Origin of the sequence: Desulfoprunum benzoelyticum (assembly GCF_014201505.1) — a bacterium.
GTDB classification, from domain to species: domain Bacteria; phylum Desulfobacterota; class Desulfobulbia; order Desulfobulbales; family Desulfocapsaceae; genus Desulfoprunum; species Desulfoprunum benzoelyticum.
The window spans coordinates 1-13,819 of record NZ_JACHEO010000035.1 but is presented as its reverse complement, the minus strand read 5'-3'; the positions used below and the strand labels follow the sequence as shown (position 1 = coordinate 13,819).

The 13,819-nt window shown below is 61.1% G+C and carries 12 protein-coding genes; 6 read left to right on the top strand and 6 right to left on the bottom strand.

The annotated features are described in order from the left end of the window. Positions 1-205: 205 nt before the first annotated feature. The gene (locus HNQ81_RS16800) at positions 206-1,339 is read right to left on the bottom strand and encodes a DUF362 domain-containing protein (RefSeq protein ID WP_183352528.1); all 1,134 of its coding nucleotides are present in this window, start codon (positions 1,337-1,339) and stop codon (positions 206-208) included. A gap of 59 nt (positions 1,340-1,398) precedes the next feature. On the opposite strand from HNQ81_RS16800, the gene HNQ81_RS18310 reads away from it, so the two are divergent. Together HNQ81_RS18310 and HNQ81_RS16790 are read left to right on the top strand one after the other, a co-directional pair. Beyond that, positions 1,399-1,635, top strand: a complete 237-nt coding sequence (locus HNQ81_RS18310; RefSeq protein WP_183352526.1) for a hypothetical protein — start codon at positions 1,399-1,401, stop codon at positions 1,633-1,635. A gap of 239 nt (positions 1,636-1,874) precedes the next feature. Beyond that, positions 1,875-2,414: a flavodoxin family protein gene (locus HNQ81_RS16790; RefSeq protein ID WP_183352524.1), complete on the top strand. Its 540-nt coding sequence runs from the start codon at positions 1,875-1,877 to the stop codon at positions 2,412-2,414. Positions 2,415-2,679: 265 nt separating this feature from the next. Here the strand turns inward: HNQ81_RS16790 and HNQ81_RS16785 are convergent, their stop codons facing one another. Beyond that, entirely contained in the window at positions 2,680-3,564 is an 885-nt protein-coding gene (locus HNQ81_RS16785) for a TRC40/GET3/ArsA family transport-energizing ATPase (RefSeq protein WP_183352522.1), read from the bottom strand. 145 nt (positions 3,565-3,709) lie between these two features. Then, a complete protein-coding gene (locus HNQ81_RS16780) occupies positions 3,710-4,132 on the bottom strand; it encodes a hypothetical protein (protein WP_183352520.1) in 423 nt (140 codons plus the stop codon). A gap of 735 nt (positions 4,133-4,867) precedes the next feature. Here HNQ81_RS16780 and HNQ81_RS16775 point away from each other — a divergent pair. From HNQ81_RS16775 to HNQ81_RS16760, 4 genes are read left to right on the top strand one after another with little or no spacing between them, the layout of a single operon-like run. Beyond that, the gene (locus HNQ81_RS16775; protein ID WP_183352518.1) at positions 4,868-6,244 is read left to right on the top strand and encodes a TolC family protein; all 1,377 of its coding nucleotides are present in this window, start codon (positions 4,868-4,870) and stop codon (positions 6,242-6,244) included. Then, positions 6,241-7,281 (top strand): efflux RND transporter periplasmic adaptor subunit, encoded by a 1,041-nt coding sequence (locus HNQ81_RS16770; protein WP_183352516.1) that lies wholly within the window; start codon positions 6,241-6,243, stop codon positions 7,279-7,281. Before HNQ81_RS16775 ends, HNQ81_RS16770 begins: the two co-directional genes overlap by 4 nt. Positions 7,282-7,314: 33 nt before the next feature. Then, the gene (locus tag HNQ81_RS16765; RefSeq protein WP_183352514.1) at positions 7,315-10,563 is read left to right on the top strand and encodes an efflux RND transporter permease subunit; all 3,249 of its coding nucleotides are present in this window, start codon (positions 7,315-7,317) and stop codon (positions 10,561-10,563) included. After that, positions 10,560-11,165 (top strand): DUF309 domain-containing protein, encoded by a 606-nt coding sequence (locus tag HNQ81_RS16760; RefSeq protein ID WP_183352512.1) that lies wholly within the window; start codon positions 10,560-10,562, stop codon positions 11,163-11,165. Before HNQ81_RS16765 ends, HNQ81_RS16760 begins: the two co-directional genes overlap by 4 nt. A gap of 9 nt (positions 11,166-11,174) precedes the next feature. Here the strand turns inward: HNQ81_RS16760 and HNQ81_RS16755 are convergent, their stop codons facing one another. From HNQ81_RS16755 to HNQ81_RS16745, 3 genes are all read right to left on the bottom strand, one after another. Continuing rightward, on the bottom strand, positions 11,175-11,507 hold the full coding sequence (locus HNQ81_RS16755) for an AzlD domain-containing protein (protein ID WP_183352510.1): 333 nt from the start codon (positions 11,505-11,507) through the stop codon (positions 11,175-11,177). Next, entirely contained in the window at positions 11,492-12,193 is a 702-nt protein-coding gene (locus tag HNQ81_RS16750) for an AzlC family ABC transporter permease (RefSeq protein WP_183352508.1), read from the bottom strand. The genes HNQ81_RS16755 and HNQ81_RS16750 overlap by 16 nt, the downstream gene beginning before the upstream one ends. A gap of 303 nt (positions 12,194-12,496) precedes the next feature. Continuing rightward, complete coding sequence (locus tag HNQ81_RS16745) at positions 12,497-13,525, bottom strand: alpha/beta hydrolase (RefSeq protein ID WP_183352506.1); 1,029 nt, start codon at positions 13,523-13,525, stop codon at positions 12,497-12,499. Positions 13,526-13,819: the final 294 nt, after the last annotated feature.

Genomic DNA, 13,819 nt, shown 5'->3' with positions numbered 1-13,819 from the left:
TTGGGCGAGCTGGTTCTCGACCCAACAGTTGTTAAACATTATACCCACATGGAGGTTTCTTCCGTTCTTGGGGCTTATGCATTCAAACAGAGTAAAATTAACAGAAAATTACCCTGAACCCATTTATCGAGGGGTCGAAAAAAAGCGGCGGCGATTCGCCCCTTTCCGTCACCCTGAATATCGACCGGATTGGACGCAGGAGCGGCTATTTGATCACAACCAGCTCATACTCCCGCGTTCCCAGACCGATTTTCTCCGCATGCTCCAGGCAGGTCCGCCATTCCGATTCGGGTCTCGAGTTGGTGAAATGATCGTGATGGTCGATAAAATCGGGGCTGGCCATATTGTCGAACAGTTGACTTCCCGGCATCGGGGTGGCCTGCATGCAGGCATCGACACAGGCCTGATCCAGGGCCAGGGGATCAAGGGAGGCGAACATCCCCAGATTCGGGAGGATGGGGGCATCGTTTTCGTTGTGGCAGTCGCAGTTGGGAGAAACGTCGACCACCAGGGAAATATGGAAACAGGGGCGACCGTTCACCACCGCCTTCGTGTATTCGGCCATCCGTCTGTTCAACAGCTCTACCGCCGCGAAGTCGGCAAACTCGATCGCATCGAAATTGCACGCCCCCAGACAGCGGCCGCAGCCGACACAATTCTCTTTGTTCACATGCATTTTTTTGGCATCGTCATCGAAGACGAGGCCATCGTTGGCACACTGCTTGAAACAGGCATAGCAGCCGCGACATTTTTCCTCGACGATCGAGGCCTGGCCGCCGCTGTGCTGCTCGGTCTTGCCGGCCCGCGAGCCGCATCCCATGCCGATATTTTTGATCGCCCCGCCAAAGCCGGTCATCTCGTGCCCTTTGAAGTGGGTCAGACTGACAAAGACGTCGGCATCCATGATGGCCCGCCCGATCTTGGCCGCCGTCACGTACTCACAACCGGCCACCGCCACCTCGATATCATCGGTTCCCTTCAGCCCGTCACCGATAAGAATCGGGCAGCCGACGGTCAGGGGCGTAAACCCGTTCTCCCAGGCGCACTGCAGGTGCTCGAGGGCGTTTTTCCGGCTCCCCGGGTACATGGTATTGCAATCGGTCAGGAAGGGTTTGCCGCCCAGGTCCTTGACCACGTCGGCGACGGCTTTCGCATAGTTGGGACGAAGATAGCTGATATTGCCCAATTCGCCGAAATGCAGTTTAATCGCGACGAATTTGCCATCCATATTGATCTGGTCAATACCGGCCTCCCTGATCAGCTTCTTCAATTTTGCCGGCAGCCCGTCACCGAAAGGTTTTGTTCTGAAATCCGTAAAATAGACTGTTGCTTTCTCCATTGTCGTAGCTCCTTTCAACCATACGTTTTTTTTACCACTCGACCCGGGATCGACCACCAGTGCTGCCCGCCTGGAACGCCAGGGGATCGATACGCACTGTGCCGGCGAACCACTCCATCGGCCCTGGCAGCGAAGGTTGTGAACCGTTGTTCGGTATTTTCATGATTTTTTCTCACCTTGATGATTTTTCCGTCGGCGAGAGGTTCATTCCCGATCGCTACCTCCGGATGCGCCTGTTCCAATATAACCCGGCGATCCCGATTGCAGTAGAACAATCCTCCGCCATCCTTGCCTGATCCTTCAGGAATCCGCAACCCCTGTCTTCACCGGCACGGCGTTGCCCGGAGTTTTTGCCCGCTTCTCCAAAGCCATGGCGAATGCAGAGGAAAATCGCACCCCTCCCCCGGTGTAACATTTGATAATTCACTCTCATCCCGGTTCGTGTATACTGGCGGATGCATCCGGGAGTATGCATCGATCAATTCCGCTTGTCATGAGTTCACTGAAAATCTGATGCCGCAAAGAGGAGTTATCCATGGGCAAAAACGTGTTGATAGTGTCGGCGAGTCCGAGGAAGGGAGGGAATTCCGACCTGTTGTGCCTGCAGTTCATGACGGGCGCCAAGGCACAAGGCCATCAGGTCGAGAAGGTCAACCTGCGGGAGACAAAAATCGGCTATTGCCTTGCCTGTGAACACTGCCGGCAACACGACGGTATGTGCGTACAACAGGATGACATGGGTGAAATCCTGAAAAAAATGGGCGCCGCCGATGTCATCGTCATGGCCACCCCGGTGTACTTCTACAACATGAGCGGGCAGATGAAGACCTTCATCGACAGGGTCTATCCCGTTTACCCGGACATCAGCGACAAGGACCTTTACTTCCTTATGACTTCCGCCGATGAGAGGAAAGAGGCGATGGACACAGCCCTTGCAGGGTTCAGGGGTTTTCTTTCCTGCCTGGGGGAAGTAGCGGAAAAAGGCGTCGTTTTTGGCACCGGCGCCTGGAAGATAGGCGACATCAAGGGAAAAACGGCGATGACCCAGGCCTATGAAATGGGGAAGAACGTGTAGAGGCGAAGCAACTATGGCCTGTTCAAGCCCGTCGTCACTGAACAGCCCGCTGCAGCCGGATCGGCTGATACTCCGGCAAAGGAAGTTTTTCCCGATGTATTCTCAATCCAGGGGGGATTTCACCATCGGTTCGAGTCGGCACGATATACTATCCAGGACATCGGGCAACAGGCTCGTGCCATGGAGCCCGATGGCGGTTCGTACCTTTTTTCGGAACCCGGTCTTTGTCGCGGCGATGGCGGATGCCCTGATGTCCCCCATTGCCCTACCGGCCCGGGTGTAGAAGACCGGCAACCTCTCGCAGGAACCCTTCGATCTGTATACTGCCGATCAACTCCGGTATTTCCTTTACCGGGCGAGTGTCGGCTCTCTGCTGCATCTTTTCACGGCATTTCTGCTGAGCGGTATATTTTGCCTGCCAGAACGGGTGATCCTGACAGAACTCTGCCGGCAACACCTTGTTGAGGATAAAGCCCTGGACTTCGATCCCGAAACCATCAAAGGAGTCGGCGATATTGAAGGCCTGTTCGACTGCCAGGTGTTCCGGGTTGGCAACCACCCAGGCACAGGTATCGGTTCGCAGAAGATCGATTATCCGTTCCGTCAACGACCGCCACCTGTTAATCAGCGCCAGCGGATCGACGTTGTTGAAAACCTTTTTCATCTTGAAATAGAGCTTATGGGCCTGGGTCAGGTGAGAATAGAACATCTGCTGCACAAACAGCAGATTCAAGGTGGTGACGGTGGGAGCAGTGTCCCAGATGATCGCCCGATACTCCCCGGACTCGGCCATCGTCAGGAGATAGTCGAGCATGAACTCATCCTCGATTCCCGGGGCCCCTTCGAGGTAGTCGATGATCTCCCGCCCCACCGGCAGGAAAGAGGATAAAACGGTGTAGATGTCATCGGCGAATTTCTCCCGCCACAGATCCAGGACAAGCTTGCGGCTCAACTCCACTGCATCGAGATTGACAGCCACGGTATGGACCTTGCTGCTCAAGGGGCGAGCGAAGATTTCACTGAGCGACCCGGAAGGGTCGGTTGAGATCAGCAGGGTTTTCCCGATCCCGGCATGGTGGAGGGCCGTCGCCACCGACATCGTTGTCTTGCCGACCCCGCCCTTGCCGGTAAACATTATAATATTAGTCACTGTTAACAACCGATTGTAGAGTTATTGATCCGTACCATGCTGAGCCAGCACAGAATCGAACGTAAAGGACGCCTTCCCTGTTTATCCATTTTCTTCTTCGCCCCGGTTTTCCGCCATACTGCAAAAAATATCCGTCATCTTTTGACTACTCCCTCAACTCCGCTCTCATCTCCACCTGGACATGTCCCCAGCCACCGCACATGGGGCCGACATCGAAACAGCCCGTGCGGTTGAACATCACCGCATTGGGGTCTCTGCCGTTCATCAGATTCTCAAAGAAGGCATTGATCAACACCGCCAGGTTCGGCATCAGAAAAGCGCAGACGCGATCGGGAGCTTCCCGGGTCAACAGGTTGCCTGCAGAGTCGAAAACGATGCGCTGCCCGACCACATGCCCTGAATGGCATCCCTTCGAAGCGACGACCTCCGCTACCAGACGATAGCGCGCCCCTTTGGCCGCATTTTCAAACAGCCGCTGGTATTTGGGATTTTCCAGAACGGCAGTCAGCTCCTCTCCTTCCAGCGCCAGTCGTCTTTTAATAATTTCTACCAAGATGTTTTTTTCCATAGTTCTTTCCTTCGCCGACACAGCTGGTCGGATGAAAACCCGATTGTATCTTGAGCGGCATGGCGGCATCACTGTGTCAATGCCGGACGATTGTAACCGGCTGAGATGCGTATCGGGCGCATATTCGGAATCCTGCCATGATCGGTCAGCCATACAACTCAGCCGCTCGCTGCATCACCTGCATATTGCAGATGTTATAATACAGATCCACCGCGGGTTCTATTGAAAATAGAGAAGGATATCATATCGATTTCTCCACCTGTGTGTCGAGTTGTGTAAGTTGTGTAAACTCGGTCGATTCAACGGGACAATATGGGCGCCCCTGATCCACCAATTTGAATCGATAGAGTTATTGTGACGTTGGTGCAGAACCGGTTGTTTCGCCCTGAAGCACCAGTGTTCGCTCCAGCTCCGATACCTCCCGGCTCTTGCATTCGCCCGCCCCGGACCTCCGGCACGGTACCGCTTTGGCCACTCGCTGCCGGCCTGACAAGGAATGGCCTTTCTTGCACGTCACCGGTTCCTCCCTTCCAATCAACGTATCGTTCCGGTATTGTTTGATGAGAGATACTGTTGCATATTCCGAACAGCAGCCACAGCTTTTGCCGCACTCTAACGAGTATGATTTTTTTGTCGTTTCGCTTTGACAAGCACACGAGAAGGTCCTATTCTATTTAACGATTTTATTAAATTGCCAAATACATAAAATAAATAATTCAATTCCAGGTAGTTACAATGCAATCACTGATTCGTCGTTCAGTCTGCACTCTTCTCCTCGGCTGCTCTCTGCTCCTGCCGGCGGTCTCCCCGGGCCAGGATGACGGATCTCCGCCGGCGGTGCCGACAGTCTGGACCGCCGAACAGGCGGTGAGTTACGCCCTGGCCAACAGCCCGGACAGCCGGATCGTCCTCGAGCGGATCCGAGCCGCCGAGGCGCAGGCCCGGATGGCCGATGCCGCCGATCTGCCCGCGATCACCCTCTCGGGCGGGTACAGCCAGACCGACAACCCGATGTACTCCTTCGGCAACATCCTCAACCAGGGGGCCTTCGACAACAGCATCGACTTCAACGATCCCGGCCGCACCGACGATCTCCAGCTCAAGGCCGAAATCCAGTACCGCCTCTACAGCGGCGGCAGAGACACCGCCAACCGGCAGGCGGCTAGCGCCCGGGTCGACGGCGCCGCCACCGATCGCACCAGCCTCTACCGGCAACTGGCCTTCGAGGTCGTGCGCGCCTTCCACACCGTCGTCCAGGCCGAGGAGATGACCGCCGTCCGCCGGGAGGCCTTAGAGGCGATCACCGCGTCGCTCGCGGTCGCTCAGGCCCGCTTCGAGGCCGACACCCTGCTGCAGCAGGATCTGCTGACGATCGAATTGCAGCAGGCCACCGCCAGTGAAAACCTGATCGCCGGCCGCCATGCCGAGGAACTCGCCGGGCGCCGCTTTCTCAACCTGCTCGGCCTGCCGAAAGGCGAGGTCAGGCTCGACCGGAGCCACGGCCTGAACCAGGAACTGCCGGCGACGGTCTCGGCCGCCGGCCGCCACGAACTGACGAGCCTGAAGGCGGCAATCCGGGCCGCCGAAGCGGCAGTTGCGGCAGCGCGGGGGGCGAAAAAGCCGACCGTTGACTCCTTCGCCTCCTACCAGGTCGACAACGGCACGGTCCTTGACGACGGCGGCGATTCATGGATGGCCGGGCTGCGCCTCAACTACACCCTGTATGACGGCGACCACACCAACGCCGCCATCGCCCTGGCCGAGTCCCGACTCCGTGAGACCCAAGCCCAGTTGGCCAAGACCGAACTGGCGCTCGATCTTGAAGTGCAGCAGGCCGAACTCGACTACGACCAGGCCGGCCAGCGCCTGCAGGTCACCGAAAAGATGGTGGCGGCGGCCGGAGAGACGGCCCGCCTCAGCCGTGAGCGGTTCAAGGAAGGAGTGATCCTCGCCATCGATCTGATCGATGTCGAAACCCGGCTGAGCGACGCCCTCGCCCGCCGCTCGTCGGCCAAATCCATGTATCAGATCGCCCGGGCCAACCTGCGCCGGGCGATGGGACTGCCGCAGTTCGACGAAGATGGTGCAACTGAGAAGGAGATTGCGCAATGAGGTATCGTACAACACTGTCTCTCGCCCTGCTGTTCCTGGGACTGGCGCTCGTGTCGCTGACCGGGTGCAGGGACGGAAAAAAGGCTGAAAGAATGACGGACGAAGCAACGCCGGCAGTCACGGTCAGCGTCGCCCAAGCCGAGGAAAAAGCCGCCGCCCGCCAGGTCGAGCTGATGGGCTCGCTCCAGGCCACCGAACGAGCGGAGATCGCCGCCAAGGTCAGCGGCAGCATCGTCACCCTGCCGGTGGTCCTCGGCTCGCGGGTGGAAAAAAACGACCTGCTGGTCGAGATCACCGCCGGCGAGATCTCGGCCCGCCAGCGCCAGGCCTTGGCCCAGCTCGAACAGGCGCGCCGCAACCTCGAACGCGAGAGAAAGCTGCTGGCCAAAAACGCCGCCACCCCGGAGGCCGTCAAGTCCCTTCAGGACACCCTGCGGATCGCCACCGCCGCCTATGAGGAGGCGGGGACCATGCTCGACTACACCCGAGTCCTGGCCCCGTTTTCCGGTCTCGTCACCCGCAAGATGGCCAATGTCGGCGACCTCGCCACCCCCGGCAAGCCCCTGCTCCAGCTCGAAAACGAGGCGCGGCTGCAGGTCGTCACCAACATCCCCGAGTCGTTGATCATGCATGTCAGGCCAGGCGACGAGTTGCCGATCCATGTCCCCTCCGCCGGTCTCGACTTCGTCGGCACCGTCGCCGAGGTCGCCCCCACCGCCGACCGCCTGTCACGGACCGCACCGGTGAAGATAAACATCCCGGCCGACCCGAAGCTCCACTCCGGCCAGTTCGCCCGGGTCAGCCTCACCTCCGACAGCGCCAGAACGCTCGTCGTCCCGGCATCGGCCCTCTCCACCTACGGCCAGATGGAGCGCCTCTTCGTCGTACAGGACGGCCACGCCCGGCTGCGCCTGATCCGCAGCGGCGCCAGGCTCGACGGCGAGGTCGAAATCCTGTCCGGCCTCAAGGCCGGAGAGACCGTGGTAGTCGAGGGCGGCCGGACACTGGTGGACGGTCAGCCCGTCACCGTTCACTAACGGCCCGCGCGGCCCCTTACCGAGATCGCAACCATGGATTCGCCGAACACCCACCACAGTCCGGGATTCGCCGGCAGGCTGGCCACAGCCTTCATCAACTCGAAGCTGACCCCGCTCAGCATCCTCGCCTCGCTGCTCCTCGGCATCCTCGCCGTCTTCCTGCTGCCGCGCGAGGAGGAACCGCAGATCAAGGTGCCGATGATCGACGTCATGGTGACGATGCCCGGCGCCACCCCGCAGGAGGTCCAGCAACGGCTCACCATCCCGATGGAAAAGCTGCTCTATGAAATCCCCGGCGTCGAGTACATCTACTCGACCTCGATGGCCGGCCAGAGCCTGCTGATCGTCCGCTTCTACGTCGGCGAGAACCTCGAATCCTCCATCGTCCGCCTCAACCAGAAGCTGCAGACCAACTTCGACCGCATCCCCCATTCGGTGTCGAAGCCGCTGATCAAGCCGCACACCATCGACGACGTGCCGATCCTGGCCCTGACCTTCCACGGCGGCGGCTACGACCACTCCACCCTGCGGCGGCTGGCGGCCCAGGTCGACGACAGCATCAAGAGCATCAAGGAGGTGGCCGAGACCAAGGTCATCGGCGGCACCCGCCGCCAGGTGACGATCAGTTTCGACCCGCTGCAGCTGGCCTCGCGCAACCTCACCGTCACCGAAATCGCGCCGAAGATCCAGCAGGTCAACCTCCAGTCCCACACCGGCAGCCTGACGTCGCTGGACCAGGAGATGCTGCTGCAGACCGGCGCCTTCCTCGCCTCGGCGGCGGAGATCGGCCGAGTCGTGATCGGCGTCCATGCCGGCGCCCCGGTCTATCTTCACGAGGTCGCGAAGATCCGCGACGGGGCGGCAGAACCGGACAACTATGTCCTCTTCGGCACCGGCGGCGGCCGTCAGCGCGAGGCGGCGGTCACCCTGTCGCTGGCCAAGCGGCCGGGGGCCAACGCCGTCGCGGTCGTGCATGAGGTGCTCGCCAAAGTCGACAGCCTGCGCGGCACCCTGATCCCCGCCGATATGAAGGTCACCGTGACTCGCGATTACGGCGAGACCGCGGCCGAGAAATCGAACGAACTGCTGCTGCACATGGGGATCGCCGTCTTCGGGGTGGCCCTCTTGATCCTGTTCTTCCTCGGCTGGCGCGAGTCGATCGTCGTCATGCTGGCGATCCCGTCGACCCTGGCCCTGACCCTGCTGGTCTTCTACCTCTACGGCTACACCCTCAACCGCATCACCCTCTTCGCCCTGATCTTCTCGATCGGCATCCTCGTCGACGACGCCATCGTCGTCGTCGAGAACATCGTCCGCCACCTGCGCCTGCCGGAGAACAAGGGCCGGTCGGCGCCGACGGTGGCGATCGAGGCGGTGATCGAGGTCGGCAACCCGACGATCCTCGCGACCTGGGCGGTCATCGCCGCGATCCTGCCGATGGCCTTCGTCGGCGGGCTGATGGGACCCTACATGCGGCCGATCCCGATCGGGTCGTCGGCGGCGATGGTCTTCTCGCTGGTCATCGCCTTCACCGTCACCCCGTGGGCCGCCGCCCGGCTGCTGCGGCGCCACGCCGTCGCCGCCGGCGGCCACCACGACGATGACAAGGCCCCCGACGACTGGTTCACCCGGATCTACCATCTGGTGATGGACCCGCTGCTGGGCCACGCCGGCTGGCGCCTGATCTTCTTCGCCGCCATCACCGTCCTGCTCCTCGCCGCCTGCTCGATGGTCTATTTCGGCCTGGTCAAGGTCAAGATGCTGCCGTTCGACAACAAGAGCGAATTCCAGGTCATCCTCAACATGCCGGAGGGCTCGACCCTCGAGCACACCGCCCGGGTGGCGATGGAGATGGGCGATACGGTCAGCAGGGACCCGGACGTCGTCAACTATCAGATCTATGCCGGCACCGCCTCGCCCTACAACTTCAACGGCCTGGTGCGCCACTACTTCATGCGCTCGGGGCCGACGGTGGCCGATATCCAGGTCAACCTCAAGGGCAAGGGTGAACGGGACCTGCAGAGCCACGACATCGCCAAGCGGATGCGGCCGGCGATCGCCGCCATCGCCGCCAGATACGGGGCGGCGGTGGCCGTGGCCGAGGTCCCGCCCGGCCCGCCGGTGCTGCAGACCCTCGTCGCCGAGATCTACGGCCGCGACGCAGGGGAGCGCCTGAAACTGGCGGCCGAGGTCAAGAAGATCTTCACCGAGACCACAGGAGTCGTCGACGTCGACTGGTTCCAGGAAGAGCCGCAGACCCGGCAGGTCCTGACCGTCGATAAGGAGAAGGCGGCCCTCAACGGCATCTCCGAGGGCCAGATCACCCGGACCCTCGAGATCGCCGTCCACGGGATGTCGCTCGACCTGTTCCACCAGCCGGCCGACAAGGAGGAGATCAACATCGTCCTCGAGCTGCCGGTCCACGACCGGGCCCGGATCGAGACCCTGCTCAACCTCTCCCTCCGTCCCGACACCACCCCCGCGGCGCCGCTGGTGCCGCTGCGCGAACTGGTCACCATCAGCTCGCAGCCGGTCGAGCAGGCGCTGTACCGCAAGAACCTCAAGGATGTGACATACGTCACCGGCGACGTCGCCGGCGCGGTCGAGAGCCCGGTCTACGCGATCTTCGACATGAACAGCCGCCTGCGCGAGCTCGACACCGCCGATTTCGGCGGCAGCGGCGGCAAGCTGGAGCTGTACAACCTCAACCAGCCCTTTGCCGACGACGAGCCGGCGATGAAATGGGACGGCGAATGGCATATCACCCTCGAGGTCTTCCGCGACCTCGGGCTCGCCTTCTGCGTGGTGATGATCCTGATCTACATGCTGATGGTCGGCTGGTTCAAAAACTACATCACGCCGCTGGTGGTGATGGCCGCCATCCCCTTCTCGCTGATCGGCATCCTGCCGGCGCACTGGGCCTTCGGCGCCTTCTTCACCGCCACCTCGATGATCGGCTTCATGGCCGGGGCCGGGATCGTCGTCCGCAACTCCATCATCCTCGTCGATTTTATCGAACTGCGAGTGCGAGCCGGCCAGCCGCTGGCCAAGGCGGTCGTCGATGCCGGGGCCATCCGCTTCCGGCCGATGCTGCTGACCGCCCTGGCAGTCGTCGTCGGGGCCGCGGTCATCCTCGCCGACCCGATCTTCCAGGGCCTGGCGATCTCACTGATGTTCGGCGAGATCGCCTCGCTGCTCGTCAGCCGCATGGCCGTCCCGGTCATGTACTATGTGCTCAAAAAGCACCAGCATCCGCCGACCGCGGCGGTGGAGGGACAATGATGAGCGACGATCGATCTCCGATCCCCGGCGCCGAGCGGAGCGACCCGACCGCCCCGCTGCGCTTCGAACCGTTTCAGGACCGGCCCAGCCGCGACATCCGCAACACCTTGTCCGAGGCGCTGGCCCAGGCGATCACGAGCGGCGGGGCCGAACCGTTCGAGCAGGCGGCGGCCCGGCTGCGGCTGGAGCATCCGGCCGACATCTACCGCGACTACATCGCCGACCGCCTGGCCCGTTATCGCCGTGCCCTGGCGGCGATCTCCCTGGGGATCACCGACCCGCTGCGCCAGGGGATGGTGCTGTGGAATGAGCGGCTGTTCTTCGAGGTGCACGAGGTGCTGGAACACGCCTGGCTGCAGGCCGACGGCAGGCGCAAGCTGCTGCTGCAGGCGCTGATCCGGGCGGCGGGGGTCTATATCAAGCTGGAATTCGGCTACGACCGGCAGGCGGCGAAGATGGCGGGAAGGGCGAGGGAGGTGCTGGCGACCAGCGGCGATCTACTGCGCGATTATTTTGACCCGGCGGACCTGCTGGCGGCGCTGGCGACCCTGGACCCGGTCCCGCCGCAGCTGGGGCCGGGACCGGATATACGACACGATTGACAGCCGCCATCAATTCCCCAGGCCGCAGTAGCGGGCCAGGGCCACCAGGCCCATGCCGACCAGCACCGTGGCGAACAGACTCTTGCTTTTCCACGACACCGGGAAGGCCACCAGCGCCGTCCAGAAAAAGATGTTGTCGAAACTGAGATCGACCCTTTTTTCCGGCACCAGCAGGGCCGGGAGCAGCATCGCCGCCAGCACCGCCGGCGGCACCAGCCGCAGCCAGGCGACCATCAGCGGTTTCAGCGTCCGGCCGCTGAGAAACAGGATCGGCAGCAGCCGCGGCAGGTAGGTCACGACTCCCATTCCCACCATCGTCAGCAGGATCAGCGTCTGGTCCATTGTTCCACCGCCAGGCCGAAGGTCGCGCCGGCCACGGTGGCGGCGATGATATGGAACTGGTGCCAGCCGGCGAGATACAGCGCCGTCGCCAGCAGCCCCGAAAACACCGCGGTCGCCACCCGCACCAGCGAGGTGCACTGGCTGACCAGCAGGCCGATGAACATCGCCGACAAGGCGTAGTCGAGGCCGAGCGGCTTGACGTCGCCGATCAGGTTCGAGGCGACGACGCCGAGGGCGGAACCGAGCACCCACGAGATCTGGACAGTGACGTTGAGACTGAGGGCCTCGAGCGGGCAGTCGCTCAGATCCCGGGTGGTGGTCGAATGGAGGGCGAAGGTCTCGTCGGTCAGTTCATAGGCGAAGAAGGCCTGGCGCCGCCGCGACCATTTCGCCAGGTAGGGGGCGAGCGAGGCGGCCATCAGCAGGTGGCGGAGATTGACGACAAAGGTCGTCAGGATCACCACCGCCGGGCCGGTGCCGCTGGCGAACAGGCCGACGGCGATGAACTGGGCCGAACCGGCGAACACGATCAACGACATCAGCACGGTGTTGGCCGCCGAGATGCCGCTCTTGCCGGCCAGCACGCCGTAGGCGAAGCCGATCGGCACATAGCCCAGGACGATCGGCAGGGCCCGCCGCACCCCTTTAAAGACGGCGGCGGATGATGATGGTTGAATTTCGTTCATGTCAGGAGAATATGGAAAAACAAATGCCAACAAAGCAGGGTCGACCCGGTCGCGGCGCGGGAGTGCAATCACCTTTCGAATCCTGGCGCCGGTTTATCCGGACGGCGCGGAAACACGCAAAATATCCCTGCCGCCTGTTCCTGTCAACCGCTTTCCCCCCGCCAAACGATGATCTCCACTGCCCGCTAGTCACATGCCACCAAGACATGGAGCGGGAACGCCTCATTTGGTTCGCCCCGAGCATCCCAGAAATCTTTGCAGGCAAACAGATGCCTCACCACGCCAGCCAGTGATCCTGCCGGGCTATTCGTTGCAGAGAAAGTTCATTTCCCCTGTGCCGGCCCCGCCGGCACTCGTTCCCTGCTCAGATCCAGAGGACTCAAGGATGTTGCCGATCCACTGCTCAATATCATGGTGGACCACTTCCGCCTGCAGATCCCTGAGCAGCATGTGATAGCCGTGGTCATAGAGGACAAAACGCCAATCTTTTCCCGCATTGGATGGCAACCTTTTGAGCATTTCGCAGGTCGGTCGACGGGGAATGATCTCATCGTGCCGGCCGTAGAGAATCATCGCCCGACCGGCAAGGGATGGGGAGGAGGAAAGGGCCTGGTCCATCAGCGTACTCAGACCGTAGACCGCATCGACCCTGGTCGTTTTGATCACCAGCGGATCACGCCCCAGCTCGCGCAGCATCTCGCTGTTATCGGACGGTTCGATATCCAGCCCCTTGCCGGAAACCCCGAACCAGGGCAGCAGATGCGCGGCCACCCACAGGGTCGATCGCTGATACCAGGGCATGGTTCTCCTGGCCCATACGGCGGGAGCGACCAGGATGATCCCGGCATAGCCACCCTCCGCCTGCAATTCCTTCTGCGCGGCGAGAATCACCGCTCCGCCCATGCTCTCGCCGAGAACGAACAGGGGGACATCTTTATATTTTCGCGTCAGCAACCTTGCCATGGTGCGCAGGTCACCAGTCATTTTCTCTGCCCCATGCCAGTACCTGCGTCCCTCCGTTCGGCCGAACCCTCTCTGGTCATAGGCGATCAACGTGATATTCCGCGCTGCCAGATACTCTCCGAACGAGAGGAAAGCGCGACTGTAGTCGTTAAAGCCGTGCAGGGCCAGGACGACCGCCCGCGGCGGCCCTGGCCGGCCGTTGACGATCAGAAGCGGAAGCGTGAAACCATCCGCCATCACGGCACCATCGGCTTGCAATTCCGGAACGGTCTCGGTGGTTTTCCCCTTGAAGATAGCGGGCCCGAAACAGCCGGTGAGCAGGAAAAGCGCAAGCATTGATAACAGTAGACTGGCGGTTGAGCGGCGCATAGACGGATCCCGATGGTGATGGGGAGCAGGATGACACACTACCTGCTTTTGACAGTAAGTATGGTGAGCTGAAAGCTGATTCTCGATATTACCGCGCATACTTTGAAAAAACATGCCGATTACAACATGTACGTTGGAACCTTATTTTCCCTTATTCACTAACTCGATAGCTTCTTTTCCTGTCATGTGCTCAATTTTTAATCTGATTACCATCGAACTTCAGCCAGCTTGAGCAGGCGCTGCGGGACCGGCTGAGTTTGTAAGGCTATATAGGTTAACCGATCAACCATTGTA

Bases quoted from the DNA above. Each gene is read 5' to 3' on its own strand.
- HNQ81_RS16800 (WP_183352528.1), bottom strand. From the start codon at position 1,339: ATGGAGAAAGCAACAGTCTATTTTACGGATTTCAGAACAAAACCTTTC.
- HNQ81_RS16790 (WP_183352524.1), top strand. From the start codon at position 1,875: ATGGGCAAAAACGTGTTGATAGTGTCGGCGAGTCCGAGGAAGGGAGGG.
- HNQ81_RS16780 (WP_183352520.1), bottom strand. From the start codon at position 4,132: ATGGAAAAAAACATCTTGGTAGAAATTATTAAAAGACGACTGGCGCTG.
- HNQ81_RS16775 (WP_183352518.1), top strand. From the start codon at position 4,868: ATGCAATCACTGATTCGTCGTTCAGTCTGCACTCTTCTCCTCGGCTGC.
- HNQ81_RS16770 (WP_183352516.1), top strand. From the start codon at position 6,241: ATGAGGTATCGTACAACACTGTCTCTCGCCCTGCTGTTCCTGGGACTG.
- HNQ81_RS16765 (WP_183352514.1), top strand. From the start codon at position 7,315: ATGGATTCGCCGAACACCCACCACAGTCCGGGATTCGCCGGCAGGCTG.
- HNQ81_RS16760 (WP_183352512.1), top strand. From the start codon at position 10,560: ATGATGAGCGACGATCGATCTCCGATCCCCGGCGCCGAGCGGAGCGAC.
- HNQ81_RS16755 (WP_183352510.1), bottom strand. From the start codon at position 11,507: ATGGACCAGACGCTGATCCTGCTGACGATGGTGGGAATGGGAGTCGTG.
- HNQ81_RS16750 (WP_183352508.1), bottom strand. From the start codon at position 12,193: ATGAACGAAATTCAACCATCATCATCCGCCGCCGTCTTTAAAGGGGTG.
- HNQ81_RS16745 (WP_183352506.1), bottom strand. From the start codon at position 13,525: ATGCGCCGCTCAACCGCCAGTCTACTGTTATCAATGCTTGCGCTTTTC.